The 24,569-nt window shown below is 70.5% G+C and carries 23 protein-coding genes and 2 tRNA genes; 14 read left to right on the top strand and 11 right to left on the bottom strand.

Annotation, left to right across the window (positions count from 1 at the left end; genetic code table 11):
- Positions 1-62: 62 nt before the first annotated feature.
- Positions 63-335, bottom strand: a complete 273-nt coding sequence (locus OO67_RS11245) for a DUF3253 domain-containing protein (RefSeq protein ID WP_033299357.1) — start codon at positions 333-335, stop codon at positions 63-65.
- A 250-nt stretch (positions 336-585) separates the two neighbouring features.
- Between OO67_RS11245 and OO67_RS11250 the strand changes: the two genes are divergently transcribed.
- Together OO67_RS11250 and OO67_RS11255 are read left to right on the top strand one after the other, a co-directional pair.
- Positions 586-1,959, top strand: a complete 1,374-nt coding sequence (locus OO67_RS11250; RefSeq protein ID WP_033299358.1) for an MFS transporter — start codon at positions 586-588, stop codon at positions 1,957-1,959.
- Positions 1,949-3,418: a pyridoxal phosphate-dependent decarboxylase family protein gene (locus tag OO67_RS11255; protein ID WP_033299359.1), complete on the top strand. Its 1,470-nt coding sequence runs from the start codon at positions 1,949-1,951 to the stop codon at positions 3,416-3,418. Before OO67_RS11250 ends, OO67_RS11255 begins: the two co-directional genes overlap by 11 nt.
- 126 nt (positions 3,419-3,544) lie before the next feature.
- Here OO67_RS11255 and OO67_RS11260 read toward each other — a convergent pair whose 3' ends face one another.
- Entirely contained in the window at positions 3,545-4,186 is a 642-nt protein-coding gene (locus tag OO67_RS11260; protein WP_033299361.1) for a superoxide dismutase, read from the bottom strand.
- A 97-nt stretch (positions 4,187-4,283) separates the two neighbouring features.
- Positions 4,284-5,345, bottom strand: a complete 1,062-nt coding sequence (locus OO67_RS11265; protein WP_033299363.1) for a glycerophosphodiester phosphodiesterase family protein — start codon at positions 5,343-5,345, stop codon at positions 4,284-4,286.
- Between the two features lie 127 nt (positions 5,346-5,472).
- Between OO67_RS11265 and OO67_RS11270 the strand changes: the two genes are divergently transcribed.
- Positions 5,473-5,934, top strand: a complete 462-nt coding sequence (locus tag OO67_RS11270; RefSeq protein WP_033299365.1) for a GNAT family N-acetyltransferase — start codon at positions 5,473-5,475, stop codon at positions 5,932-5,934.
- 40 nt (positions 5,935-5,974) lie between these two features.
- On the opposite strand, the gene OO67_RS11275 is transcribed toward OO67_RS11270, so the two are convergent.
- The 3 genes from OO67_RS11275 to OO67_RS11285 all read right to left on the bottom strand — a co-directional run bounded on the left by OO67_RS11275 (position 5,975) and on the right by OO67_RS11285 (position 9,595).
- Positions 5,975-6,622: a CatB-related O-acetyltransferase gene (locus OO67_RS11275; protein ID WP_033299366.1), complete on the bottom strand. Its 648-nt coding sequence runs from the start codon at positions 6,620-6,622 to the stop codon at positions 5,975-5,977.
- A gap of 37 nt (positions 6,623-6,659) precedes the next feature.
- Positions 6,660-8,078 carry an amino acid permease gene (locus tag OO67_RS11280; RefSeq protein WP_033299367.1) on the bottom strand — a complete coding sequence of 473 codons (1,419 nt, stop codon included), beginning with the start codon at positions 8,076-8,078 and terminating at the stop codon, positions 6,660-6,662.
- 119 nt (positions 8,079-8,197) lie between these two features.
- Positions 8,198-9,595 (bottom strand): amino acid permease, encoded by a 1,398-nt coding sequence (locus OO67_RS11285; RefSeq protein WP_033299368.1) that lies wholly within the window; start codon positions 9,593-9,595, stop codon positions 8,198-8,200.
- A 262-nt stretch (positions 9,596-9,857) separates the two neighbouring features.
- On the opposite strand from OO67_RS11285, the gene OO67_RS11290 reads away from it, so the two are divergent.
- On the top strand, positions 9,858-10,451 hold the full coding sequence (locus tag OO67_RS11290; protein ID WP_033299369.1) for a biotin transporter BioY: 594 nt from the start codon (positions 9,858-9,860) through the stop codon (positions 10,449-10,451).
- A gap of 262 nt (positions 10,452-10,713) precedes the next feature.
- Here OO67_RS11290 and OO67_RS11295 read toward each other — a convergent pair whose 3' ends face one another.
- The gene (locus OO67_RS11295) at positions 10,714-12,159 is read right to left on the bottom strand and encodes an amino acid permease (protein WP_033299371.1); all 1,446 of its coding nucleotides are present in this window, start codon (positions 12,157-12,159) and stop codon (positions 10,714-10,716) included.
- A gap of 249 nt (positions 12,160-12,408) precedes the next feature.
- Between OO67_RS11295 and OO67_RS11300 the strand changes: the two genes are divergently transcribed.
- Positions 12,409-12,897 carry a ribose-5-phosphate isomerase gene (locus OO67_RS11300; protein ID WP_033299372.1) on the top strand — a complete coding sequence of 163 codons (489 nt, stop codon included), beginning with the start codon at positions 12,409-12,411 and terminating at the stop codon, positions 12,895-12,897.
- Positions 12,898-12,978: 81 nt separating this feature from the next.
- Complete coding sequence (locus OO67_RS11305) at positions 12,979-13,800, top strand: Fpg/Nei family DNA glycosylase (protein WP_033299374.1); 822 nt, start codon at positions 12,979-12,981, stop codon at positions 13,798-13,800.
- A gap of 12 nt (positions 13,801-13,812) precedes the next feature.
- On the opposite strand, the gene OO67_RS11310 is transcribed toward OO67_RS11305, so the two are convergent.
- Complete coding sequence (locus OO67_RS11310; RefSeq protein WP_033299375.1) at positions 13,813-15,045, bottom strand: GNAT family N-acetyltransferase; 1,233 nt, start codon at positions 15,043-15,045, stop codon at positions 13,813-13,815.
- A 104-nt stretch (positions 15,046-15,149) separates the two neighbouring features.
- Between OO67_RS11310 and OO67_RS11315 the strand changes: the two genes are divergently transcribed.
- Positions 15,150-16,295 carry a PP2C family protein-serine/threonine phosphatase gene (locus OO67_RS11315; RefSeq protein WP_033299378.1) on the top strand — a complete coding sequence of 382 codons (1,146 nt, stop codon included), beginning with the start codon at positions 15,150-15,152 and terminating at the stop codon, positions 16,293-16,295.
- A gap of 222 nt (positions 16,296-16,517) precedes the next feature.
- Here OO67_RS11315 and OO67_RS11320 read toward each other — a convergent pair whose 3' ends face one another.
- On the bottom strand, positions 16,518-17,696 hold the full coding sequence (locus OO67_RS11320) for a cation:proton antiporter (protein WP_033299380.1): 1,179 nt from the start codon (positions 17,694-17,696) through the stop codon (positions 16,518-16,520).
- Positions 17,697-17,847: 151 nt separating this feature from the next.
- Between OO67_RS11320 and OO67_RS11325 the strand changes: the two genes are divergently transcribed.
- Positions 17,848-18,348 carry an HD domain-containing protein gene (locus OO67_RS11325; RefSeq protein ID WP_033299382.1) on the top strand — a complete coding sequence of 167 codons (501 nt, stop codon included), beginning with the start codon at positions 17,848-17,850 and terminating at the stop codon, positions 18,346-18,348.
- Between the two features lie 49 nt (positions 18,349-18,397).
- On the opposite strand, the gene OO67_RS11330 is transcribed toward OO67_RS11325, so the two are convergent.
- Entirely contained in the window at positions 18,398-19,561 is a 1,164-nt protein-coding gene (locus OO67_RS11330; protein ID WP_033299384.1) for an acyltransferase family protein, read from the bottom strand.
- 478 nt (positions 19,562-20,039) lie between these two features.
- Between OO67_RS11330 and OO67_RS11335 the strand changes: the two genes are divergently transcribed.
- On the top strand, positions 20,040-20,234 hold the full coding sequence (locus OO67_RS11335; RefSeq protein WP_033299386.1) for a hypothetical protein: 195 nt from the start codon (positions 20,040-20,042) through the stop codon (positions 20,232-20,234).
- 199 nt (positions 20,235-20,433) lie between these two features.
- Positions 20,434-20,781: a DUF1330 domain-containing protein gene (locus OO67_RS11340; protein ID WP_033299387.1), complete on the top strand. Its 348-nt coding sequence runs from the start codon at positions 20,434-20,436 to the stop codon at positions 20,779-20,781.
- A gap of 132 nt (positions 20,782-20,913) precedes the next feature.
- On the opposite strand, the gene OO67_RS11345 is transcribed toward OO67_RS11340, so the two are convergent.
- Positions 20,914-20,987: transfer RNA gene (locus OO67_RS11345), tRNA-Gly, on the bottom strand.
- Positions 20,988-21,154: 167 nt separating this feature from the next.
- Here OO67_RS11345 and OO67_RS11350 point away from each other — a divergent pair.
- The 4 genes from OO67_RS11350 (at position 21,155) to OO67_RS11365 (ending at position 24,452) form a co-directional block, all read left to right on the top strand.
- Positions 21,155-21,231, top strand: a tRNA-Pro gene (locus tag OO67_RS11350).
- Positions 21,232-21,381: 150 nt separating this feature from the next.
- Positions 21,382-22,806, top strand: coding sequence for a trigger factor (gene tig / locus OO67_RS11355; RefSeq protein ID WP_033299390.1), 1,425 nt, complete (start codon positions 21,382-21,384; stop codon positions 22,804-22,806).
- A gap of 289 nt (positions 22,807-23,095) precedes the next feature.
- Positions 23,096-23,701 (top strand): ATP-dependent Clp protease proteolytic subunit, encoded by a 606-nt coding sequence (locus tag OO67_RS11360; protein WP_167748643.1) that lies wholly within the window; start codon positions 23,096-23,098, stop codon positions 23,699-23,701.
- A 67-nt stretch (positions 23,702-23,768) separates the two neighbouring features.
- Positions 23,769-24,452, top strand: a complete 684-nt coding sequence (locus OO67_RS11365; protein WP_031091966.1) for an ATP-dependent Clp protease proteolytic subunit — start codon at positions 23,769-23,771, stop codon at positions 24,450-24,452.
- Positions 24,453-24,569: the final 117 nt, after the last annotated feature.

Below are 24,569 nucleotides of genomic sequence, written 5' to 3' on the forward strand. Positions count from 1 at the left end.
GCGAGCCGACGGGGTTCGGGCCGCGGCCCGGCCCGTTCGGGCAGTGCCACGCCCGTGGCGCGTCAGCGGGCGCGGCGGATGCGGATCGGACCGCGGGCCTCCGCCGGTTCGACGCGGCGGCCGCCCTGGGTGATCTCCACCTCGCCGGCCGTGACCAGCCGCCGGGCCGCGCGGCGGGCCGGTTCCATGAGCGCCCGCCAGCCGTCGTCGTCCCCTCCGTACACCGCTCGCGCGGCATCGGAGGGACAGATCGTCGAGGTCGGCGCACGACGCTCCAGCAGCTCCAGGATCGCTCGTTCCAGGCGCCGGTCCGTCTGCCGTTCGTCCGCCGTCACCCTGCCAGTCTGGCACCGGTCGCGACGGGAAGCAGGACATCGGCCACCGGCCGGTCCGGCAGGCGCTCCGCCGAGCGGACGGCCGGGGTCTTCCGTCCGGATCAGGGAGCGGGGTCCGGTGCGCGCGGCCGCGGGGCGGGGCCCCTGAGCCACCTGGCCGAGGGTGTCCGCGCGGCCGGGCGGCGGAGGCCATGTGCCGGGCGCGGCCCGGGTATTGCCGCCCGCGTGGAACGTCCCTCATGATCTGCGCATGCCAGCTGCCGGTACGGATCACCACGCGGCTCCGCCCCTGCCGCGCACCGTGCGGATCGGATACGGGCTCGGATCCCTCTGTACCGGCACCTTCGCGACCGTGCCGGGCCTGATCCTGCTCTACTACCTCACCGACGTGCTCGCCGTGCCCGCCGCCGTCGCGGGAGCCGCCGTCTTCCTGCCCAAGGCCTGGGACGTCCTGATCAATCCGCTGGTCGGCGCGGTCTGCGACCGCAGCCGGTTCCGCGGCGGGCAGCGCCGGCCGTTCCTGCTGATCGGCGCCTGCACCCTGCCGCCGCTCTTCGCGCTCGTCTTCGCCGCACCGCCGCTGCGGGGCGCCCCGGCCGCCGGATACGTCGCGGTCCTGTTCCTGCTCGCCGCCACCGCCTACGCCGTCTTCCAGGTGCCGTACGTGACCATGCCCGCCGAGATGACCGAGGACCCGCACGAACGCGGCCGCGTCCTCGGCTGGCGGGTGGGGTTCCTCGGCGTGGCCATCCTGCTGTCCGGTGCGCTCGCCCCGGCGATCGCGCACGCCGACGGCGACACCCCGGAGAGCTACCGGCTCATGGGTGCCGTCGTCGCCGTGCTGCTGGCCCTCGGCATGTTCGGGGCGTGGGCGGCCACCCGCCGCGCCCCCGCCGTCGCCCGCAGCGAGGCCGAACCCTCGCTCCGGGCCCAGCTCGCCGCGGCCCGCTCCAGCACACCGTTCCTCCATCTCGCCGGCATGTGGACGCTGCAGGCGCTCGCCATCGGCGTGATGCTCGCCGGAGTCCAGTACTTCGCGACGTACACGCTCGGTTCGGCGGGCGCGGTCACCCCGCTGTTCGCCTGCCTGATCGGCCCGCTCGTCCTCTTCATGCCGCTGTGGAACCGGCTGGCCCGCCGCAAGGGCGCGACGTACGCACAGTGGAGTGCGTCACTGCTCTACACGGCCGGCGCGGTGCTCCTCGCCTTCACCGGTATCGGGGGCCCCGCCGTCGGCTACGCGGCGGTCGTCCTCGTGGGAACCGCCTACGCCGGGCTACAGCTGTTGCCGTTGACGATGCTCGCGGACACCCTGGCCGCCGACGCCCTCGCCACCGGCAGGCGCAGGGCCGCGACGTTCACCGGGCTCTGGACGGCGGCCGAGACCCTCGCCTTCGCCCTGGGCGCGGGGGTCTTCGCCCTCGTCCTGACCGTGACCGGTTTCCGTTCCTCCGACGCCGCGCACCAGGCGGATCAGCCGGCCGCCGCCCTGACGGGGATCACCGCCGGGATGAGCGTGCTGCCCGCCCTGCTCGCCGCGGCGAGCCTCCTGCTGCTGCACCGCTACCGCGAGCCCTCGACCGTGTCCCGCCCCCTCCAGGAAGGGCCCGCCCGTGCCGACTGATCCCGCCCTGCCCCACGGCCGTCCCGCGGCCGAGGTGCTCGCCGAGCTGCGCGCCCTGCGACGGGCGGACGCGCCCACCCGCGGGGGCCGCACCTTCGCCTACGTCTACGACGCCGGGCTGGAGGGCCTCGACGAGCTGGCCGCCGAGGCGTACACCGCGTTCGCGACGGTCAACGGACTCGACCCCACCGTCTTCCCGAGCGTGGCCCGGCTGGAGAACGCCGTGGTCGGCGCCGTCGCCGCGCTGCTCGGCGCCCCCGGAGCCCAGGGGACGTTCACCAGCGGCGGCACGGAGAGCATCCTGCTCGCCGTCAAGACCGCCCGCGACCATGCCCGTTCCGTACGCGGCATCACCGAACCCCAGCTGGTGCTGCCGTCCACCGCCCACGCCGCCTTCCACAAGGCCGCCGCCTACCTGGGCGTGGAACCGGTCGTCGTACCCGTGGACCCCGTCACCTTCCGCGCGGACGCGCCCGCGACGGCCGCCGCGCTGACGGACCGGACCGTACTGGTGGTCGCCTCCGCACCCTCGTACGCCCACGGGGTCCTCGACCCCGTCGCCGAGATCGCCGCGGCGGCCGCCGCACGCGGGGTGCTCTGCCACGTGGACGCGTGCATCGGCGGCTGGATCCTGCCCTACCTGCGGCGCGCGGGGCGCGAGGTGGAACCCTTCGACCTCTCCGTGCCCGGCGTCACCTCCCTCTCGGTCGACCTGCACAAGTACGCGTACGCCGACAAGGGCGCGTCCGTGCTCCTCCACCGCGACGCCGGGCTCCGCAGGCACCAGTACTTCGCGCACGCCCGCTGGCCCGGCTATCCGGTCGTCAACCCCACCGTGCAGGGCACCAAGTCCGGCGGTCTGCTGGCCCAGGCCTGGGCGGTCCTGCAGTACGTGGGCGAGGAGGGCTACACCGCGCTGGCGGGCCGGGTCGCCGAGGCGTCGGACCGGCTGCTCGCGGGGCTGCGGGCGAGCGAGGGCATACGGGTGCTGGGCGAACCCGCCGCCGGGCTGGTCGCGTTCACCGTCGCACGGTACGAGGGCGGCACCCCGGATCTCGGCCTGCTGCTCCATCTCGCCGACGAGATGCGCGAGCTGGGCTGGTACCTCCAGCCGCAGCTCTCCTTCGACGGCCTTCCGCCCAACCTCCACCTCACGCTCACTCCCGCCACGGCCGGCCAGGTCGACGCCCTGCTCGACGACATCGCGACCGCCCTGGCGAAGGCCCGCACCCTGGAACCGGTGTCCGTGGACCCGGGTCTCGCCGAACTGGCCGCCGGGCTCGACCCCGAGACGCTCGGACCGGACGAGGTGGCGGCCGTCCTGGCCTTCGCCGGCCTGGGCGGGGGAGCGGGACTGCCCGGACGGATGGCACCGGTGCTGGTGCTGCTGGACGCGCTGCCGGGAGCGCTCAAGGAACGGCTGCTCTCGGAGTTCATCGGTTCCGTCTTCCGGATCTGAGGCGGTACGGGCCCGGAACACGGGAGAACCCCCGCGAGTCACGTCCTCGCGGGGGTTCTCCGTCCATCCGCCTGCCGGGTGAAGGTTGAGAAGACGATCACGAGGCAGGACGCTCGGGCCGCTCCGTCAGGGAGCGAGCAGCAGCACGTCCGCGCGCTCCTTGGCGGCGGCGTAGCGCTTCGCCACGTCCTGCCAGTTGACGACGCGCCACATGGCCTCGATGAAGTCCACCTTCTGGTTCTTGTACTGCAGGTAGAAGGCGTGCTCCCAGGCGTCGAAGACCAGGATCGGGACCGAGCCCTGGCCGACGTTGCCCTGGTGGTCGTAGACCTGTTCGACGATCAGCTTCCCGCTGACCGGCTCGTAGGCGAGAACGCCCCAGCCGGAGCCCTGCGTCGTCGCCGCGGCCTTCGTCAGCTGGGACTTGAAGCCGGCGTACGAACCGAACGACTCCGTGATCGCGTCGGCCAGATCGCCCACACCGTCAGCCGCGAGGGGCTCGCCGCCGCCGTCGCCGGTCATGTTGTGCCAGTAGATCGAGTGCAGGATGTGGCCGGAGAGATGGAACGCGAGGTTCTTCTGGAGGCCGTTGATCGCGCCCCAGGCCTCCTTGTCGCGCGCCTCTTCCAGCTGCTCCAGGGTGTCGTTCGCACCCTTGACGTACGCGGCGTGGTGCTTGTCGTGATGGAGCTCGACGATCTGCGGGTTGATGACCGGTTCGAGCGCCGCGTAGTCGTACGGGAGTTCCGGAAGCGTGTACGTGGCCATGGGTTCGGACCCTCCAACTGCTACCTGGTTGTTATTGCAAGTCGTTCGCAATTGCAGGCTAGCAGGAGGAGGGTCCGGAGGTGATCAGCCGTTCGTCCTAGGACCGGAAACCGTCACGTGCGGCCGCCGCGAGATCGGGGAAGTCCGTCACGACGGCGTCCACGCCCCGGCCGAAGTGGAAGGCGTACTCGGCGAACGCGTCACCGAAGTCCGCCGGGGCGGTGCCCTTCCGGTACTCGGCCGGGAGGTACTGGTTCTCGGCGCGGAAGGTGTACGCCCCGACCTTGAGCCCGGCCGCGTGGGCGTCGTCCAGCAGGGTGAGCGGAGGGACCAGCGAGGACTTGTCCGGTCCTATCCACCGGGCGTACGAGGCGATCTCGCGCAGCCCGGCCGGCGTCATCATCTCCCTGTACGTGACCGGGTGGCCGTACGGGGCGCCGCTCGTCCCGAGCGCCTGCCACAGCGGGAGACCGAGGCGTGCCGCGGCCACCTGACGGAGACTGGCCGGGTCGAAGGACTGGACGACGCAGTCGCGGGCGGTCAGCCGGTTGCGGCGGACGGTCCGGATGAGCTCCGGTTCCAGGGGCAGGCCGACCGAGCGGAAGTACGCCGGGTGCTTCGTCTCCGGGAAGACCGTGATCCGGCGGCCGTGCTCCTTCGACAGGCTCCGGGCCAGGTCGACGACCTCCTGGAAGGTCATGATCCGCTCCCGGCCGTCGAAGACCGTGTTGCGGTTGCGGACCAGGGGGAGCCGTTCCACCGCGCGCAGCGTCCTCAGCTCGGCGAGGGTGAAGTCCTCGGTGAACCAGCCGGTGACCGCGCGGCCGTCCACCGTCTTCGTGGTGCGGCGGGCGGCGAACTCCGGATGCCGGGACACGTCCGTGGTGCCGGAGATCTCGTTCTCGTGGCGGACCACCAGGACGTGGTCCTTGGTGGCGACCAGGTCGGGCTCGATCCAGTCGGCCCCGGCCCGCACCGCGTAGGCGTAGGCGGAGGCGGTGTGTTCGGGCCGCCACCCGGCGGCGCCCCGGTGGCCGATGACGAGCGGGCCTCCCCCGCCCCGGTGCGGTGCGGAGGCGGCGGCCGGTGCCGCCGCGGCGGCGGAGACGGCCGCGGTGGCCAGGAGGATCGAGCGGCGTCGCGGGTGCGGGAAGGACATGCGGGCTCCTCGGTAGGCGCGGAACAACCACCGAAGCCACACGGGGTTACGCCGGGACGGACGGCGTCCTGCCGCCTCATGTACGCCCGGGGGTACGCTCGTCGGCAGGCGACGGAGGGGGCGGGCCATGAAGCTGCGACCGGGGCGGCCGGGGGAGGCCGGGGCGCTGACCGCGCTGGCTCTGCGTTCCAAGGCCCACTGGGGCTACGACGAGGTGTTCATGGCCGCCTGCCGCGACGAACTCACCGTCCGTCCCGCCGACACGGCGGGCGGGCGTACGGCCGTCGCGGAGGAGGGGGGCCGTGTCCTGGGCTTCACCACCCTGTCCGGGGAACCGCCCGAGGGCGCCCTCGGCATGATGTTCGTCGAGCCGGACACCATCGGCAGAGGCGTGGGCAGGCTTCTGTTCGAGCACACCATGGCGCAGGCCCGCCGGCTCGGCTTCGAGGCGCTCACCATCGACGCCGACCCGAACGCCGAGCCGTTCTACACGGCGATGGGGGCCGCCCGGATCGGAGCGACCCCGTCGCATTCGATCCCGGGGCGCGACCTGCCGCTGCTCAGGATCGCGCTCGGCCGGTTCTCCTGAGCGACGCACCGCGCCGGGGAGGAGAACCGGTCCCGCGGGCTCAGCCGGGCTGCGGCGCGGCGGCCTCCAGGTCGTCGACGGTGCCGGACATGATGGTGCGGATGTGCGCCGTGATGTGCTCGGCCGGCCAGTCCCACCAGGCGACGGCGAGGAGCCGGGCGATGTCCGCGTCGTCGTAGCGGGTGCGGAGCAGCTTCCCCGGGTTGCCGCCGACGATGCCGTAGTCCGGTACGTCGGAGGTGACGACGGAGCCGGCCGCGATGATCGCGCCGTTCCCGATCCGTACGCCCGGCATCACCGTCACCCGGTAGCCGAACCACACGTCGTGGCCGACCACGGTGTCGCCCCGGCCGGGGAGCCCGGTCAGCAGGTCGAAGTGGTCGGCCCAGGAGCCGCCCATGGTGGGGAACGGGAACGTGGACGGCCCGTCCATGCGGTGGTTGGCGCCGTTCATGATGAACCGCACCCCGGTGCCCAGCGCGCAGAAGCGGCCGATCACGAGCTTCTCGGGGCCGTAGTGGTACAGCACGTTGCGGGTCTCGAACGCGGTCGCGTCATCGGGGTCGTCGTAGTACGAGTACGCGCCGACCTCGATGAGCGGGGACGTGACCAGCGGCTGGAGCTGCACCACACGCGGCTGACCGGGCATCGGGTGCAGCACGGTCGGATCTGCGGGGAGGGGATTCATAGGGGGCACCCTCGCAGGAGGACCGTGCCTCGTGCACTCAGTTTTCGGCGCGCGCGCCGCGCTCCGCCCGCTTCTGCCGTACCAGGCCGATCACGATCAGCAGCGCGGTGAGCGCACCGGTCGCCAACAGCTGGTCACGGGTGTCGGGCTGCCGCAGCATCAGGACGAAGATGCCGGCCATGGCCGCCAGCGCCACGATCGTCAGGACCGGGAACAGCCACATCCGGACGACGAGCCGGTCCGGGGCCTCGCGCTCCGTCCGCTTGCGCAGGATCAGCTGGGAGACGGCGATGAAGATCCAGACGACCAGGATCACCGCGCCGATCATGTTGAGGAGCCACGGGAAGACGTCGTCGGGCCGCCAGTAGCTGAGCAGAACGCACAGGAAGCCGAACACGGAGGAGGCGAGCACCGCGTTCCGGGGGACACCCGAGGAGGAGATCCTGCCGAGCACCTTCGGGCCCTGGCCGCGGGCGACGAGTGAGCAGGCCATGCGCGAGGAGCCGTAGATGTTGGCGTTCATCGCGGAGAGGAGGGCGACCAGGATGACCACGTTCATGATCTCCGCGGCGCCGCTGATGCCGAGGTGGTCGAGCATCGCGTAGAACGGGCCGACCTCGGCGACCTCGGGGGCGTCCCACGGCACGAGGGTCACGATGACCGCCATCGAGCCGATGTAGAAGACCGCGATGCGCCACATCGCCGTACGGACCGCCTTGGCGACGCCCTGCACCGGGTTCTCGGACTCGGCCGCCGCGATGGTGACGGTCTCGAGACCGCCGTACGCGAAGACGGAGGCGAGCAGACCGATGATGAGGCCCTCGGAGCCGTTCGGCATGAAGCCGCCGTCCCCGGTCAGGTTCTTCGTGCCGGGCGAGTCCGTGCCGGGCAGCACGCCCAGGATCGCGAGGAGACCCAGCACCAGGAAGAGCGTGATCGCGATGACCTTGAGCGCCGCGAACCAGAACTCGAACTCACCGAAGTTCTTGACCGCGGCGAGATTCGTGCCGAGGAAGATCACCATGAACAGCGCGACCCAGGCCCACTCCGGCGTACCGGGGAGCCAGCCCGAGACGATCTGCGCGGCGCCGATGCCCTCCAGGCCGACGGCGACGCAGAGCAGCACCCAGAACGACCAGCCGGCGGTGAAACCCGCCCACGGACCGATCGCCCGTTCGGCGTGGACGGAGAAGGAACCGGACGCGGGGTTGGCCGCGGACATCTCGCCGAGCATCCGCATGACGAACATGACCAGCAGGCCGGAGATGCCGTACGCGACGACGATCGAGGGTCCGGCCGCGGCGATGCCCGCGCCCGAGCCGACGAACAGCCCGGCCCCGATCACACCGCCCAGGGCGATCATCGACAGGTGGCGCTGCTTGAGGCCGTGGGTGAGCGCGGAGTCGGCCGTGGGGGCGGCGGCGTCCGTGGGGGGCGGCGCGGAGGTCCGGGACATGGACAGGCTCTGTTCACTGGTCGGGACAGGGATCGGCCCACAGTCTGGCCACGCGCCCCGACCACGGGGAACCGGTGTCCGCTATACGGTCACCGGGCTCACACATGGTGTGCACGTGCCTACGCCTTCGCCCGCAGCTCCCGTACCCAGGCGACGAGCAGCACGAGGCCGGTGGCCCCGGCCGACCACAGGACCTGCGGACGGGCCACGTCGTCGGTGAGCATCAGCAGCAGGACGGCCAGCAGACCGGCCAGGGTCACCCAGGTCAGGTACGGGAAGCACCACATCCGCAGCGCCAGGGCGCCCGGCGCATCACGCTCCAGCAGGCGCCGCAGCCGCAGCTGCGAGGCGGCGATCAGGCCCCAGACGAAGAGCAGGACCGCCCCCACCGAGTTGAGCATGTAGAGGAAGACGGTGTCGGGCCACTTCAGATTGAGCAGTACGGAGACGAAGCCGAAGGCCACCGAGGCCAGGACCGCCCGACGGGGCACCCCGCCCCCGCCGCCCCGTCCGCCCGACACCTTCAGCAGCCCGCGCGGTGCCTCGCCGCGCTCGGCGAGCGAGAAGATCATCCGGGACGAGCCGTACAGGTTGGCGTTGAGCGCCGAGAGCAGTGCCACGAAGACCACGATGTTCATGATCTGCCCGGCCGACGGCACTCCCATCGAGTCCAGGACCTTCACATACGGGCTGAGACCCGCCTGCTGCGCGGTCCAGGGCAGAACGGTCACGATCACCAGCATCGAACCCACGTAGAAGAAGAGGATGCGCACCACCGCACTGCGCACCGCACGCCCCACGGCGCGCGCCGGATCGTCGGTCTCGGCAGCCGCGATCGTCACGACCTCCAGCCCGCCGAAGGCGAACACCACGGTGAGCACACCGGAGACCACACCGTCCCAGCCGTTCGGCAGGAAGCCGCCCTGACCGGTGAGGTTCGTCAGCCCCACGGGTTCGGTGTCCGGGAGGACGCCGAGGACGGCCAGCAGTCCGAGCGCCAGGAAGACCACGATCGCGGCCACCTTCAGCGCGGCGAACCAGAACTCGAACTCGCCGAAGTTCTTCACGGCCGTCAGGTTGGCCACGGTGAACACCACCATGAACAGCAGTACCCAGAGCCACTGGTCCACCGCGGGCACCCAGCCGTGCGCGATCTGCGCGGCCGCCGTCGCCTCCACGGCGAGCACCACCACCAGCATGAACCAGTAGAGCCAGCCCACGCTGAAACCGGCCCAGCGGCCCAGTGCGCGCTCGGCGTGGACGGAGAAGGACCCGGACGCGGGCATCGCCGCCGACATCTCGCCGAGCATCCGCATCACCAGCATGGCGAGCGCGCCCGCGATCAGGTACGAGACGACGACGGCGGGCCCGGCGACCGCGATCCCGGCGCCGGACCCGACGAAGAGACCGGCACCGATCACCCCGCCCAGGCCGAGCATCGTCAGGTGGCGCTGCTTCAGGCCGTGGGCCAGGGGCTCGGACGGTACGGGGGAGTGCGTGGGGGGCGCGTCGTGCATGAGCTGCGGATCACTCTCGGATCATTTATGGGGAACCTACAGTCTCACGGGCCGACATCCCTTACCGAACGGAGGGCCGGGCGTACCCCGACCTCCGTGACCAGCATCACGCCGACGAGTGATTGCGCGACGTTCTTTGTCCGAACCCGACTAACCCCTCAACCGCCGCTTTGTGGGCGGCTGATGGTGTTCCGGCGATATCGCGTCGGCTAACGTCACCCTCAGTCCGTCCCTGCCTGCCGACCTCACCCGCGGAGTCCCGATGAGTACTGCTGCCGCCCCCGTCCGTTCCGGAGCGGTCCTCGCCGACCTGCTGCCCGCAGCCCGGCACCGCTACGCCGTGGACACGGCGCTGGTCGTCGGCGGTGCCGCCCTCACCGGCATAGCGGCCCAGATCGCCGTGCCCGTCCCCGGTTCCCCGGTCCCCGTCACCGGCCAGACCTTCGCCGCACTGCTCATCGGCACCGCGCTCGGCGCCCGCCGCGGCTTCCTCTCGCTGGCCCTGTACGCGCTCGTCGGCATGGCCGGCATGCCGTGGTTCTCCGAGGGCACCTCCGGCCCGGGCGGCGCGTCGTTCGGCTACGTCCTCGGCATGCTGCTCGCCGCCACCGTCGTCGGCGGCCTCGCACGCCGGGGCGGCGACCGCTCCGTCCTGCGCACCGCGGGGACCATGGCGGTCGGCTCACTGATCATCTACGCGGTCGGAGTGCCCTACCTGGCACTCTCCACCGGCATGTCGATGAGCGCCGCCGTCGCGGCCGGCCTGGTGCCGTTCCTCATCGGCGACGCCCTCAAGGCCGCGCTGGCCATGGGTGCGCTGCCCGCTTCCTGGAAGCTCATCGGACGTCGCGGCTGACGCCGCAGGCACTCCCCGAAGAGGCTCGCCGGACCGTGACACGACACGGACCGGCGGGCCTCTCGCGCGTGCGGGGTTCGTGGAGCCTCGTGCGCCCCCCCGGCCGCCTCCACGCAGGAGGCCGGGACGGGGCCGGTCTGAAGCCGCTCCGGACGCTGTCGACCGTGGCGGGGCATGCGGAAGGCCCTCCGCCGCCCGCGGGATCGCGGGCGGCGGAGAGCCTTCCGGGGGCCTGACATCCGCCGTCAGGCGTGCGTGACGGTCACTCGACCGGCGCCGCCGCCTTCGCCTTCCGGCTGCGGGCTTCGCGCACCAGCGAGATCCCCACGACCAGGGCCGCGACCAGCAGCGAGAGCAGCACCTGCTCGCGCCCGGCGTCGTCGGTCAGCATGTAGACGAGGACGAAGGAGATCATCGCGATCGTCGCCCAGGTCAGATACGGGAAGAGCCACATCCGCACGACGAGCTTCTCGGGCGACTCGCGCAGGATGATGCCGCGCATCCGCAGCTGCGTGAAGCAGATCACCAGCCACACGAAGAGGGCCACGGCGCCGGAGCTGTTCAGCAGGAACGCGAACACCGTGTCGGGCCACTGGTAGTTGAAGAACACGGCGACGAAGCCGAACACGACGGACGACAGGATCGCCGCCTGCGGCACACCCCGCTTGTTGACCCGGGCGAACGCCTTGGGTGCGTCTCCCCGCTGTCCCAGCGAGAAGGCCATGCGCGAGGCCGTGTAGAGGCCGGAGTTGAGACAGGACAGCACAGCGGTCAGCACGATGACGTCCATGACCTGGCCGGCGTGCGGGATGCCGATGACGTTCAGTGCGGCGACGTACGAACCGTCCTCGACGATCGAGGGGTCGTTCCACGGCAGCAGGGTGAGGACGACGAAGATCGAGCCCAGGTAGAAGATGGCGATACGCCAGATCACACTGTTGGTCGCCTTGGAGACGGCACGCCGCGGGTCCTCGGACTCACCGGCCGCCAGGGTCACGATCTCGCTGCCCATGAAGGAGAAGACGACCATCAGCACACCCGTGAGGATGGCCCCCGGCCCTTCGGGGAAGAACCCGCCGGTGTCCGTGAGGTGGGCGAGGCCCGACCCCGCGTTGTCCGCGCCCGGCAGGACGCCGAAGACGGCGAGCAGGCCGACGACGACGAACGCGCCGATCGCCACGACCTTGATCCCGGCGAACCAGAACTCGAACTCACCGTACGAGCCGACGGAGACCAGGTTGGTCGCCGTCAGCACCACCATGACGATCAGGGCCCACGCCCACTGCGGTACGCCGGGGACCCAGCTCTCCAGGATCTTGGCACCCGCCGTGGCCTCGACGGCGAGCACCACGACCCAGAAGAACCAGTACAGCCAGCCGATGGAGAAGCCGGCCCAGCGGCCCAGGGCGCGGTCGGCGTACGCGGAGAAGGAACCGGAGCTCGGCCGGGCGACGGCCATCTCGCCGAGCATCCGCATGACGAAGACGACCATCAGGCCGACCAGCGCGTACGACAGCAGAATGGCCGGTCCCGCGGCGGCGATGCCGGCGCCGGAGCCCACGAAGAGGCCCGCCCCGATCACGCCGCCGATGGCGATCATCGAGAGATGACGGTTCTTGAGACCGGCCTGAAGACCGTCCGGGGAGTCCGGCTTACCCGGCTCACCGGGCTGTTGGCCCGGTCCAGCCAGAGTCGACTGCGACGTCATGGATCGAATCCTTACGTTTTCTGATCACGTGGGTCGGTGTTGCCTCCGCGGGGGGTGGTGCGGAGGCAAGGCCACGCATTCAAGCCCGATCGGCACAGGAAACGGAACCCCCTCATCCGGTTCCTTGACCCGATCGTTGCCCGAGTGGCATCGCACACAGGCTCCGGGTCCGAACCCCGCGCGCAGAACCCGTGTGGGTCCCGACCCCGCTGACGGTTACCCCGCCCGGTCCGTGCCACACTTCGCACCATGCGCGTGTACCTCGGCTCCGACCATGCCGGTTTCGAACTGAAGAACCACCTCGTCGAGTGGCTCACGGCCCACGGCCACGAGGCCGTCGACTGTGGTCCCCACATCTACGACGCCCAGGACGACTACCCGCCGTTCTGCCTCCGCGCCGCCGAGCGGACGGCCGCGGACAAGGACAGCCTCGGGATCGTCATCGGCGGCTCCGGGAACGGCGAGCAGATCGCCGCGAACAAGGTCAAGGGCGTCCGTGCCGCGCTCGCCTGGAGCGAGCAGACCGCCGCGCTCGGCCGTGAGCACAACGACGCCAACGTGGTGGCCATCGGAGGACGGATGCACACGGTGGAGGAGTCCACCAAGTTCGTCGAGATCTTCCTCGCCACCCCGTACTCGGGTGAGGAGCGCCACACCCGCCGCATCGACATGCTCTCGGCGTACGAGGCCACGGGCGAGCTCCCCCCGGTCCCGGCCCACCACCCGCAGCAGGGCTGAGCCAGGCCTCCAGCCCGCACCCCTTCCTCCGTGCCGCCGGGCCCTGCCCGGCGGCACAAGCGCGTCACCAGGAGACCTGCCGTGCCCGAGGGGCATACGATCCACCGCCTCGCCGCCGACCACCACGAGCGCTTCGCGGGCGACCCGGTGCGGGTGAGCAGCCCCCAGGGCAAGTTCTCCGACAGCGCGGCCCTGCTGGACGGCCGGATCCTCACCGGCGTCGACGCCCACGGCAAGCACCTCTTCCTCGGCTTCGAGGGATCGGTCTGGGTCCACATCCACCTCGGCCTCTTCGGCAAGCTCGGCTTCGGCACGACCCCGCCGCCGCCCCCCACGGACACGGTCCGGCTGCGCCTGGTCAACGAGACCCACCACGCCGATCTGCGCGGCCCCACCACCTGCGCCCTGATCACGGGCCCCGAGAAGCGCGCGATACACGACCGGCTGGGCCCGGACCCGCTGCGCGCCGACGAGGACGGCGAGCGGGCCTGGCAGCGCATCTCCCGCAGCCGCGTCACGGTCGCCGCCCTGCTGATGGACCAGAAGGTCGTCGCGGGCGTCGGCAACGTCTACCGCGCCGAAGTCCTCTTCCGGCACGGCATCGACCCGTACCGCGCGGGCCGGGACCTCACGCGGGGCGAGTGGGACGCGGTCTGGGCCGACCTCGGCGTCCTCATGCGCGAGGGCGTGCGGAACAACCGCATCGACACCGTCCGGCCCGAGCATCTGCCGGAGGCCATGGGCAGGCCTCCGCGGGTCGACGACCACGGCGGCGAGGTGTACGTCTACCGCCGGACCGGGCAGGCGTGCCACGTCTGCGGCGCCGGGATCCGTACGGCCGGCCTCGCGGCCCGCAACCTCTTCTGGTGCCCGGTCTGCCAGCCGTCCGTACCGGGCCGCTAGGACCGTCCGGGTTCAGAAACCGTGGGGGCACCACGGCTGCGCGTCCGAGGAGAACGCCAGAGCGGCCTCCGCCAGCGCACCCGCTCGCAGTTCCCGCACCCGCCCGGCCGCCGCCAGAGTGGTCAGCGACACCCCGCCCAGATAGGCGGCGCCCAACTCGTTCACCGACAGGGCCAGTTCGGGATCTTCGTCCGTCCGCCTGCAGACGGCCGCACCCTTCTCGTCGACCGTCAGCCGCCAACGCCCCGCGTTCCACGGGCAGAAGGCGTCCTCCACCTCCAGCACCACGTCGACCGGGGCCCGGTAGCTCCTGGCCTCCAGCGCCGCGCCCAGCTCGACCAGGCGCACGTACAGCCCGTCCCGCAGCCGTACCTCGCAGCGCCGGACGTCGGAGACCAGCCGCAGCACGGCGTCGTCCGCCGGCCGGTTGTGGCACTCGACCACCGATGTCAGGTCGATCCCGAACAGGAAGCGCCACAGCGCCGCGTACGAGGCGGGGTCCAGCGCCGCCAGGTCACGCACCGCCACCGCGCCCCGGGGGCCGGCATCGTCCCAGGCGGGCCGCAGATGGAACGTCGCGTACCCCGTCACCTCGCCGTCCCGCTCCGCGAGCACGCACTGCAGCGGGGAGCCGCCCTTCCGGCCGCTCTCCGGGTCGTTCACCGGCACCCGCTCCCAGCCGGGCTGACGCACGGGGGTGCCGGGCCGGTCCGCCGCCAGCCGTCCGTACACCGCCTCGCAGGCGTCGAGCGCCTGCGCCGGGGACGACCGGCGCACCCGCACGCCGTCCGTGCCCGGGGGCAGTGCGAGGCGGACCCGGGAGGTGTCGATCCGCAGGTTCATCTCCGTCGTGGCCGCACCGTAGCCGAACCTGCCGTAGATGCCGGGCTCCGACGCCAGCAGCACCGCGAGCGGCTCGCCCCAGGAGCGGACGTCGTCCAGCTGGCGCCGCATCATCGACGTCAGCAGCCCCTGTCTGCGGTGCGTCGCGGAGACGCTCACCCCCGTGACCCCGGCGGCCGGGACCGCGGCCCCGCCGGGCACGGTCAGCCGGAAGCTGTACGCACCGGCCGTCCCCACGCAGTCCGCGCCGTCCCAGTGGCCGATGGCACGCTGCGGCTCGGCGAGGGCGGCGTACATCTCGCGGCTCTCGGGAGAGAAGGGGACGCCCCCGAACGCCAACTCGAGACAGCCGAACCAGGCGTCCCGTTCCGCCTCCGACAGCACCCGCAATTCCGTGGTCATGCCCCCTGCTTACCAGGACCGCGCGGCGCGGGCGACCCAGTTTCGAACACATTGTCACGGGGTCCCCCTGCACCGGAGGCCGTCGGGTGGATAAGGTCCCGGCAATGGCCCGTCGCAGAGGAGCAGAGACCTACACCGCCCGGTGGCGAAGATCGGCGCACCGGGCGCGCATCGCGCTGCGCAGGTCCGGCGTCGACTACTTCCGCGGTGACGGCTCCGACTGGATAGCCCTGGCCGGTCTGCTGATCGTCATTCCGGTGATCACCGCCACCACGCTGCTCAACCCGGTCTGGTGCTCACCGACCGCCCTGGCCCTGCCGATCGTCGCGGGCGGCCTGCTGCTGCGGCCGGCCAGCCTGCTGAGCCTCTACGCGACCGCCGCCGCCGCCCTGATCGTGGAGTCCATCGCCCTCGGCCCGTACGCGGACGGGCCTGCCCGGGTCACGCCTGGCACCGTCCTGGTCGTCGCGGCCTGCGGCTTCTTCGGACTGGTCCTCGCCCAGTTCCGGGCCCGGGTCGGAGTGCCGTGGCGACGCGGCGGCACCATGCTCTTCGACCTGCGCGAGCGGATCCGGGTACAGAGCGCCCTGCCGCGGCTGCCCGAGGGCTGGCACCGCGAGATGGCGCTGCGCCCTGCGGGCGGCCAGTCGTTCTCCGGCGACTTCGTCGTCGCCGCCCGTACCCACGGCGGACGCACCCTGGAAGTGGTGCTCACCGATGTCTCGGGCAAGGGCATGGACGCGGGTTCCCGCGCCCTGCTGCTCTCCGGAGCCTTCGGCGGCCTCCTGGGCTCCCTGCCGCCGCACGGCTTCCTGCCCGCCGCCAACGGCTACCTGCTGCGCCAGGACTGGGACGAGGGTTTCGCCACCTCCATCCATCTCGTCCTGGACCTCGACTCCGGCGACTACGAACTCCTCTCGGCAGGCCATCCCCCCGCGCTCCAGCTGCACGCAGGCAGCGGACGGTGGGAGGAGATGGCCGCCGAGGGCCCCCTGCTCGGTGTGTACGACGGAGCGCAGTTCGACGCGGTGAAGGGCTCGCTGGCGCCCGGGGACGTCCTGATGCTCTTCACGGACGGCCTGGTGGAGGCGTCCGACAGGGACATCGCCGAGGGCATCGACCGCCTGACCGGCGAGGCGGACCGCTATGTCGCGACGGGCTTCGAGGGCGCCGCGTGGCATCTGATCGAGGCCTGCGCGAAGGACGTCAACGACGACCGTGCTCTCCTGCTGCTGTCCCGCCGGGGCTGAACGGTGCGAACCGGGTGAAACGGTACAGGCGTCAAGCGGAGCGCTCAGCTGTCACCCGAACGAGAAGCCAGTCCGTCTCCGTCGATCCGGAGCGTCTCCGACGCGGCATCACGGACACGTCGAGCCGGAGTCGTCATCCCTGACAGGTCATCCCTGGCACGTCTCCCTGATGCGTCATCCCGGGTGCGCGGACGGAGTCCCCGCACCCGGGTCGTCCGCACCTCAGACCGGTACCGCCTCTTTGTCGGCCTCCTGGTCGCGGGTGCGCCCACCGGGCAGGATCCGGGCGAGCCAGTGCGAGCGGCCGGCCGCCAGAGGTGACAGGACCGCGAGCACGAGCACGTAGCCGGCGATGAACGGGGAGAGCCGTTCGTCCAGGCCCGCGCCCGCCGCCATCGTGGCGAGGATCAGGGCGAACTCACCGCGGGCCAGCAGGGTGGTGGAGACGTTCGCCGTGGCCTTCGGGCCGAAGGCGTAGATCCTGGCCGTGGCCATCCCGGCGAAGACGTTCATCGCCACGGTCACGGCGACGGCCGCCAGCACGGGCCACACCACGCTCGGCAGGTCGCCGGGGTTGATGGACAGCCCGAAGGCGAAGAAGAAGATCGCGCCGAACGCGTCCCGCAGGGGATGCACCAGCTTCATGATGCGCGGGCCCGAGGTGGTGCTGCCCAGCATCAGACCGACCATGAACGCGCCGATCGCGTCGGCGACCCCGAACCACTCCGAGACCCCGGCCACGAAGACGGCGACGCCGAGGAAGGAGATGACGAGGAGCTCGTCGTCCCTGGTGTTCATCAGCTTGCCGATGAGCTTCGTACCGAACCGGGCAGCGAGGGCGAGCAGCAGCAGGAAGCCGAAGGCCTTGCCTCCGTCGAGCACCGCCGCCCCGAGGCTGTCCGCACCGGAGAGGATCGGCTGCAGCGCGGCCAGGTAGAGGGCGAGGAAGACGTCCTCGACGACGATGATGCCGAGGATCGGACGCGTCTCCGGATTGCCGATCCGGTTGAGGTCCACCAGGACCTTCGTGACGATGGCCGACGACGAGATGCCGAGCACACCCGCGAGCACCAGGGCTTCCGAGGTGCCCCAGCCCAGCGCGAAGCCGAAGCCGAGACCCGCGCCGACGTTCAGGGCGAGATAGGTGCCGCCGGCGAGCGCCATCTTGCGCCCGCCCGTCTTCAGGTCGTCCAGGTGGAACTCGAGGCCGAGGTAGAAGAGCAGCAGCACCAGACCGAGCGCGGAGAGCATCTCCAGGTCATGCGGATCGTCGAGGAGGACGACCCCGGGGGTGTACGGGCCGAGCAGGATCCCGGCGAGGATGAACAGGGGGATGGTCGGCAGCCCGATGCGGCCGCCGACGCGGGCGAGGACGGCGGCGGCGAGGAAGGCGCCCCCCATGGCGATGAGCGTGTCTGCGTGTCCGATGAGCCTGTCTCCTTCAATCGGTCAAGGGCGCGTCAAGAAATCGTCAGTAATTAGTTTACCGAACGATTCGGGGTGCCCCCGTGGAGACGTCGGAGCGCCGCACCGCCCGGCGTACAGTCGGTCCATGCCGACCCCGTATCTGACCCTGTCCCAGGTGGAGGCGATCGCCCGCGAGGCCCATCGCGCACAGACCGACAAGGCGGGGCGTCCGTATGCGGAGCACCTGGCCGCGGTGGCCGAGGGCGTACGTGTCCGGGGCGGCAGCGAGGAGCAGATGGCCGCCGCCTGGCTGCACGACGCGGTCGAGGACGGCGTCCTGTCCCGGCAGTGGCTGGACGAGGCGTCACTGCCCGGGCGGGTGAAGCACATGGTCCTCGCCGTCACCAAGCGGGACGGCGAGGACCTCTCCACGTACACCGGGCGGATTCTCGCCACGCCCGGCGCGCTGCTGATCAAGGAGGCGGACCTGGCGCACAACGCGGACCCGGACCGGCTCGCGATGCTGGAGCCGGCGACCCGTACCCGGCTGACCGACAAGTATGCGCAGGTGCGGGGCCTGTTGGGGCTGGACAGTGGCGTCAGGCCCCTTGAGCGGCGGGATCAAGCCAACCCTGCCACGGGCTGACGCGCTGCCGGGACCTGCCCCCGGCCGAAGGGGGCCGATCCGGACAGGCTCAGCGCTTGACCGGGCTCCGGCGGAAGGCCCAGTTCATGTCCGGTTCGGTCGCGAAGCGCAGCACACGCCGGACCGGTGGGGTGCAGAGCAGGGTCACGGCAACGGCCGCGACGAGGGAGACGACGACGAGTCCCACGGGCCCGGTGAGCCACTCGTAGCGGTCGAACAGGCCGTAGTATCCCGCCCCCTTCACCAGGAAACCGTGCAGCAGGTACCCGCAGATCGTCCCGGCGCCCAGCGCGGTGAACCACATGTGGCGGCGCGGCACCCAGGCGAGGAAGGCGATCGTGAGGAGCAGCGCGCAGCCGAACATCGCCAGGGTCATCACGGGCCCCGTCCACCACTGGAAGTCCATCTCCTGGGCGCTGTTGCTGCGGTAGAACCAGCCGAGCTGCATGCGCGGCGCCGCCCAGTAGGCGAAGGCCAGGGCCCCGGCGGCCAGAGGCAGGGCGAGCATCCGCACCTCGCGCCGCCGAATCAGCTGGAAGTGCTCGGGCTTCATCAGCAGACCGAGCACGAAGAACGGCAGGAGCTGGCAGACGCGTTGGAGGTCGAGGTCGTCGGTGATGCCCGGAGTCACCGAGGCGAGCGCGGCGATGGCGAGAGCGACCGGCAGCGGGTGGCGCAGTGACTGCCACAGCGGCGTGGTGACCCGCCAGATGAACAGGGCGATCAGGAACCAGGTGAGGAACAGCGGGTCGAGCAGGGTGATGGACGTGTCGTGCACGCCGCCGGCGTACCGCTTGAAGAGCGAGTACGCGGTCTCGAAGAGCACGTAGGGCACCACGACCCCGGTGACGAGTCGCTTCACCTTGGCCGAGCTCATGTCGAACGACCGTGAGAAGTAGCCGGAGACGAGGATGAACGCCGGCATGTGGAACGTGTACACGACCATGTACAGCGCTCGCGTCGTGCGGCTCCCGTCCATCACCGGCTCCCACGCGTGAGCCACGGCGACGAGCACGATCGCGAGGTACTTCACATTGTCGAAGTACGCGTCACGGCGCTTGGCCGGTGCGGGCGGGGCGGTGCGGGCCGGAGCCGTCTCCGATGCGGGGGAGGGCGCCCTGGAGGCCGTCAGGGTCTGCTGGTGTCTCGGCTCCGACTCCCGGCTCTCCGGGGTGATCGGGGCCCGCTGAATTTCGCTCGGAGCTTGGGACATCTCATGCACCTTAGACCCGTCGATCGGTATGCGTAAAACCCTCAGGGAATATCGCGCGTTCCCTGTCATTCGAAAGCGAAACCACCGGCAACCGACCGTTACGTGGTGATTCATCCGGCTTAAATGGTGCATATCGGCGAGTGGTTGGTGAGAGTGAATTTCGTCGCACGAACTGCCGGCAAAGCGCTGTGAATGAAGTGTGGGGATATGGAAACGATCACATCGGCCGATATTCGAACCGTCCTGCGCACAGCGGGCGCACAGTTTTCCCCGGGGCCTGTGCTGCCCCCGCCGGGTGCGGCGCGCGGCGGGTTGCACCAGGGCGCGGGCGGGCATGAAGATGACGCGATCCGGCCATCCCTCTCCATCACCCGGCAGCAGACACCGGGGAGTTGGTGGCACGATGGTCGCGACGGTGGCGTGCTGGGCCGCACACCACCGGGCCGGCAAGGCGGACCGACCAAGGGTGTGATCAGTCGTGGCCATTTCACTGTCTGTGGTGCTTCTGCTGGGGATCGTCCTGGTGGTGTTCATCCGCGGCGGATCCATCAAGGGCGGGCCGGCGATCGTCGCCGTGCTGTTCGGCTTCTTCCTCGCTTCGACGGGCATGGCGCCCTCGATCAACAGATTCATGAACTCGATAGCCGACACGATCAATCAGATCAGTTTCTGAGACGACGCGGCGGAGCCCGGCCCGGCAGCAGACCGCCGGCCGGGCCGCAGTCATGCGCGGGCGAGGGGGAACGACGCCGCGTGGGCGTTCCGGACGGCCGCTCCCGGACCGGACTGCCGATTACCTGAAAGGTCATCGACCCCCGGTGCGCGGGCTGCCATGCTCCCGACCCAGGAGACCGGCCCACCGGAAGGACGTCATGCCCGCCTATGCCATAGCTCACCTGCAAGAGGCCGCACCGCACCCGGAGATCGCCGAGTACATCGAACGGCTCCCCGCGACCTTCGAGGAGCACGGAGGGCGTTTCCTCGTGCACGCCACGCCGCACGAGGTGAAGGAGGGCAGCTGGCCCGGTCACGTCGTGGTGATCGGCTTCCCCGGGATCGCCGAGGCCCGTGCCTGGTGGGACTCGCCCGCGTACCGGGAGATCGCACCGCTGCGCTCGCGGCACATAGAGGGCGACATCATCCTGGTCGACGGTGTCCCCGAGGGCTACGATCCCGCCGCCACCGTCAAGGCGTTCCGGGACGCCCTGCCTCCCGGGTGACCGGCGGGGGGCGCGGCACCGCGGTCATGAGGCGTCCGCCACCCCTCCCGCCGGCGCGCGGCGCAGGGAACGGCCCCGGGAAACACTCAGGGCCAGGCAGGGGAAGAAATCCCCTGCCTGGCCCTGAGCCGTTGGAGCGGGCGACGGGAATCGAACCCGCGTAGCTAGTTTGGAAGACTAGGGCTCTACCATTGAGCTACGCCCGCAAGCACCGCGTCGCTGGTCCGGTGGACCGCGGTACGGGAAGCATCGTAGCGGGTCGGGGGCGGTGCGCGCACACCCGTATCGGTGTGCCCCGTGACGGCCCGGGCGACGACCGGAGCAAAGCGGCCGACGCGGCCCGCGTCTGCATGTACCCTTCGTGTCGCACCGACGGGGTGTGGCGCAGCTTGGTAGCGCGTCCGCTTTGGGAGCGGAAGGTCGTCGGTTCGAATCCGGCCACCCCGACCACCAGCAAGATCGCATTGTGGGAGTCCTCCACCTTGCCGTTACTATGCAAATTGCGTGCCCGTGTGTCTGATGTACCGGGCTCGATCCGCGAAGCCGCCTCTCGGCGGCCCAGCAGAACCCCAAGAAGTCAGCCACCAAGGAGACCGAACCGTGAAGAGCGCCGTGGAGACCCTGAACCCGACTCGGGTTCGGCTCAGCATCGAGGTGCCCTTCGAGGAGCTCAAGGACAGCCTCGACGCGGCGTACAAGAAGATCAACCAGCAGGTCACGGTGAAGGGCTTCCGTAAGGGCAAGATCCCCAACCGCGTCATCGACCAGCGGTTCGGCCGTGGTGCTGTGCTGGAGGAGGCCGTCAACGACGCCCTTCCGAAGTTCTACACCGAGGCTGTCAACGAGGGTGAGCTCAACGTTCTGGGCCAGCCCGAGGTTGACATCACCGAGCTCAAGGACGGCGAACTGCTGGCCTTCACCGCCGAGGTGGATGTCCGTCCCGAGATCGAGATTCCGGACTACTCCGGCATCGAGGTCACCGTGGACGCACTCGAAGTCACCGACGAAGAGGTCGAGAAGGCCGTGGAGCAGCTCCGCGAGCGCTTCGCCTCGACCAACCCGGTCGAGCGCGCCGCCGCCGAGGGCGACGTCGTGACGATCGACCTGGAGGCCAAGGTCGACGGAGAGGTCCTCGAGGACGGCGTGGCCGCGGGTGTCTCGTACACCATCGGTTCCGGCGAGCTCCTCGAAGGCATCGACGAGGCCGTGACCGGCCTGGAGGCCGGTGGCGAGGCCACCTTCACCTCCGAGCTGAAGGGCGGCTCCGCCGAGGGCAAGGAGGCGGAGGTCACCGTCAAGGTCACCGCCGTCGCCTCCCGCGAACTGCCCGAGCTGGACGACGACTTCGCGCAGATGGCGAGCGAGTTCGACACGCTCGCCGAGCTCCGCGAGGACAGCCGCAAGCGTCTCGAGAACACCAAGCAGTACGACCAGGCCACCCAGGCCCAGGAGCGCGTCCTCGAGGAGCTGCTGAAGCTGGCCGAGGTCCCGATCCCCGAGAAGCTTCTCGCGGACGAGGTCCAGACCCGCAAGCACAACCTGGAGCACCACCAGCTCGGCCAGATGGGTCTCGACCTCGAGAAGTACCTCGAGATCCAGGGCAAGACCCTGGAGGAGTTCGAGAACGAGACCTCCGAGCAGGCCGTCAAGGGCATCAAGACCCAGTTCATCCTGGACGAGCTCGTCAACAAGGAGAAGCTGAACGTCAACCAGGAGGAGCTCACCGAGCACCTCATGCGGCGCGCGCAGTCCTCCGGCATGAGCCCCGACCAGTTCGCCCAGGCCGTCGTCGAAGGCGGCCAGGTGCCGATGCTCGTCGGCGAGGTCGCCCGCGGCAAGGCGCTCGCCGTCGTCGTCGAGGCCGCCAAGGTCACCGACACCAACGGTGAGATCGTCGATCTCGAAGACGATGAGGACACCGAGGACACCGAGGACACCACGGACGAGACCACCGGGACGGTCGAGGCAGCCGAGGACACCACCGAGGCCGCCGACGAGAAGAAGGACGAGAAGAACGAGGCCTGAGCCCCGCTCCGATCGTTGATCTGATCCGCACGGCGGGCCCCGGACGTAGCGCGTCCGGGGCCCGCCGTCGTATCGGTGCCCGCGCCCCGGTGGCGCACCCGTGGAACCCTTGTGCGGACTGCTTACCTTGCGCTCCCAGCGAACAGTTGGGGAAGCGGGATGGCGTTGTCCCACCTGCGCGTTAGGGTCCATGAAGAGGAAGGGTCGGGTAGTCCCGGCCCACCCGGTACGAAGACGCTGAGACGGCCGGAGCCGTCAGAGACGAGCAGGTGGATACGTGACGAATCTGATGCCCTACGCCGCCGGAGAGCCGTCCCTCGGTGGAGGCCTCGGTGACCAGGTCTACAGCCGACTGCTCGGCGAGCGCATCATCTTCCTCGGTCAGCAGGTCGACGATGACATCGCCAACAAGATCACCGCACAGCTGCTGCTCCTTGCCGCAGAACCCGACAAGGACATCTACCTCTACATCAACAGCCCCGGCGGCTCGGTGACGGCCGGCATGGCGGTCTACGACACCATGCAGTACATCCCGAACGACGTGGTCACCATCGGTATGGGCATGGCGGCCTCGATGGGCCAGTTCCTGCTCACCGGTGGTACGGCGGGCAAGCGCTTCGCGCTCCCGAACACCGACATCCTCATGCACCAGGGTTCGGCCGGCATCGGCGGCACCGCCTCAGACATCAAGATCCAGGCGCAGTACCTGCTCCGCACGAAGACGCGGATGGCCGAGATCACGGCCCGCCACTCCGGCCAGACCGTGGAGACGATCATCCGCGACGGCGACCGCGACCGCTGGTACACGGCGGAGGAGGCCAAGGACTACGGCCTCATCGACGAGATCATCTCGGTCGCGTCGGGCATCCCGGGCGGCGGCGGCACCGGCGCCTGATCCGGGCGTGCACGACCCCGCACCCTCTCGTACGCCGAGACCTCCAGCCCACAGATACGCCACCAGGATGGTGAACACCCACATGAACAACTTCTCCGGCGCCTCTGCGAGCGGCCTCTACACCGGCCCGCAGGTGGACAACCGCTACGTCGTCCCGCGCTTCGTGGAGCGCACCTCGCAGGGTGTGCGTGAGTACGACCCGTACGCGAAGCTCTTCGAGGAGCGCGTGATCTTCCTCGGCGTCCAGATCGACGACGCCTCGGCCAACGACGTCATGGCGCAGCTGCTGTGCCTGGAGTCGATGGACCCGGACCGTGACATCTCGATCTACATCAACAGCCCCGGCGGCTCGTTCACCGCGCTCACCGCGATCTACGACACCATGCAGTTCGTGAAGCCGGACATCCAGACGGTCTGCATGGGCCAGGCGGCCTCCGCCGCCGCCGTCCTGCTGGCCGCGGGCACCCCGGGCAAGCGCATGGCGCTCCCGCACGCCCGTGTGCTGATCCACCAGCCGTCCTCGCAGACCGGCCGTGAGCAGCTCTCCGACCTGGAGATCGCGGCCAACGAGATCCTGCGGATGCGCACCCAGCTCGAGGAGATGCTGGCCAAGCACTCGACCACCCCGCTGGAGAAGATCAGCGAGGACATCGAGCGCGACAAGATCCTTACCGCCGACGACGCACTCGCGTACGGTCTGGTGGACCAGATTGTCTCCACCCGTAAGACCACAGCCGGCGCGTCCGTCTGACGTCGGTATTTTCCCCTTGGCACGTTCCACCCGCACGGCCCCGGCCGTGTGAACCGTGCCAAGGGGGGCCCGAACGGGGGGCCAGGCAAGGTACCGTCGGAGAGAGGCACCAGGAGC

The organism is Streptomyces atroolivaceus, assembly GCF_000717025.1.
GTDB lineage: Bacteria > Actinomycetota > Actinomycetes > Streptomycetales > Streptomycetaceae > Streptomyces > Streptomyces atroolivaceus.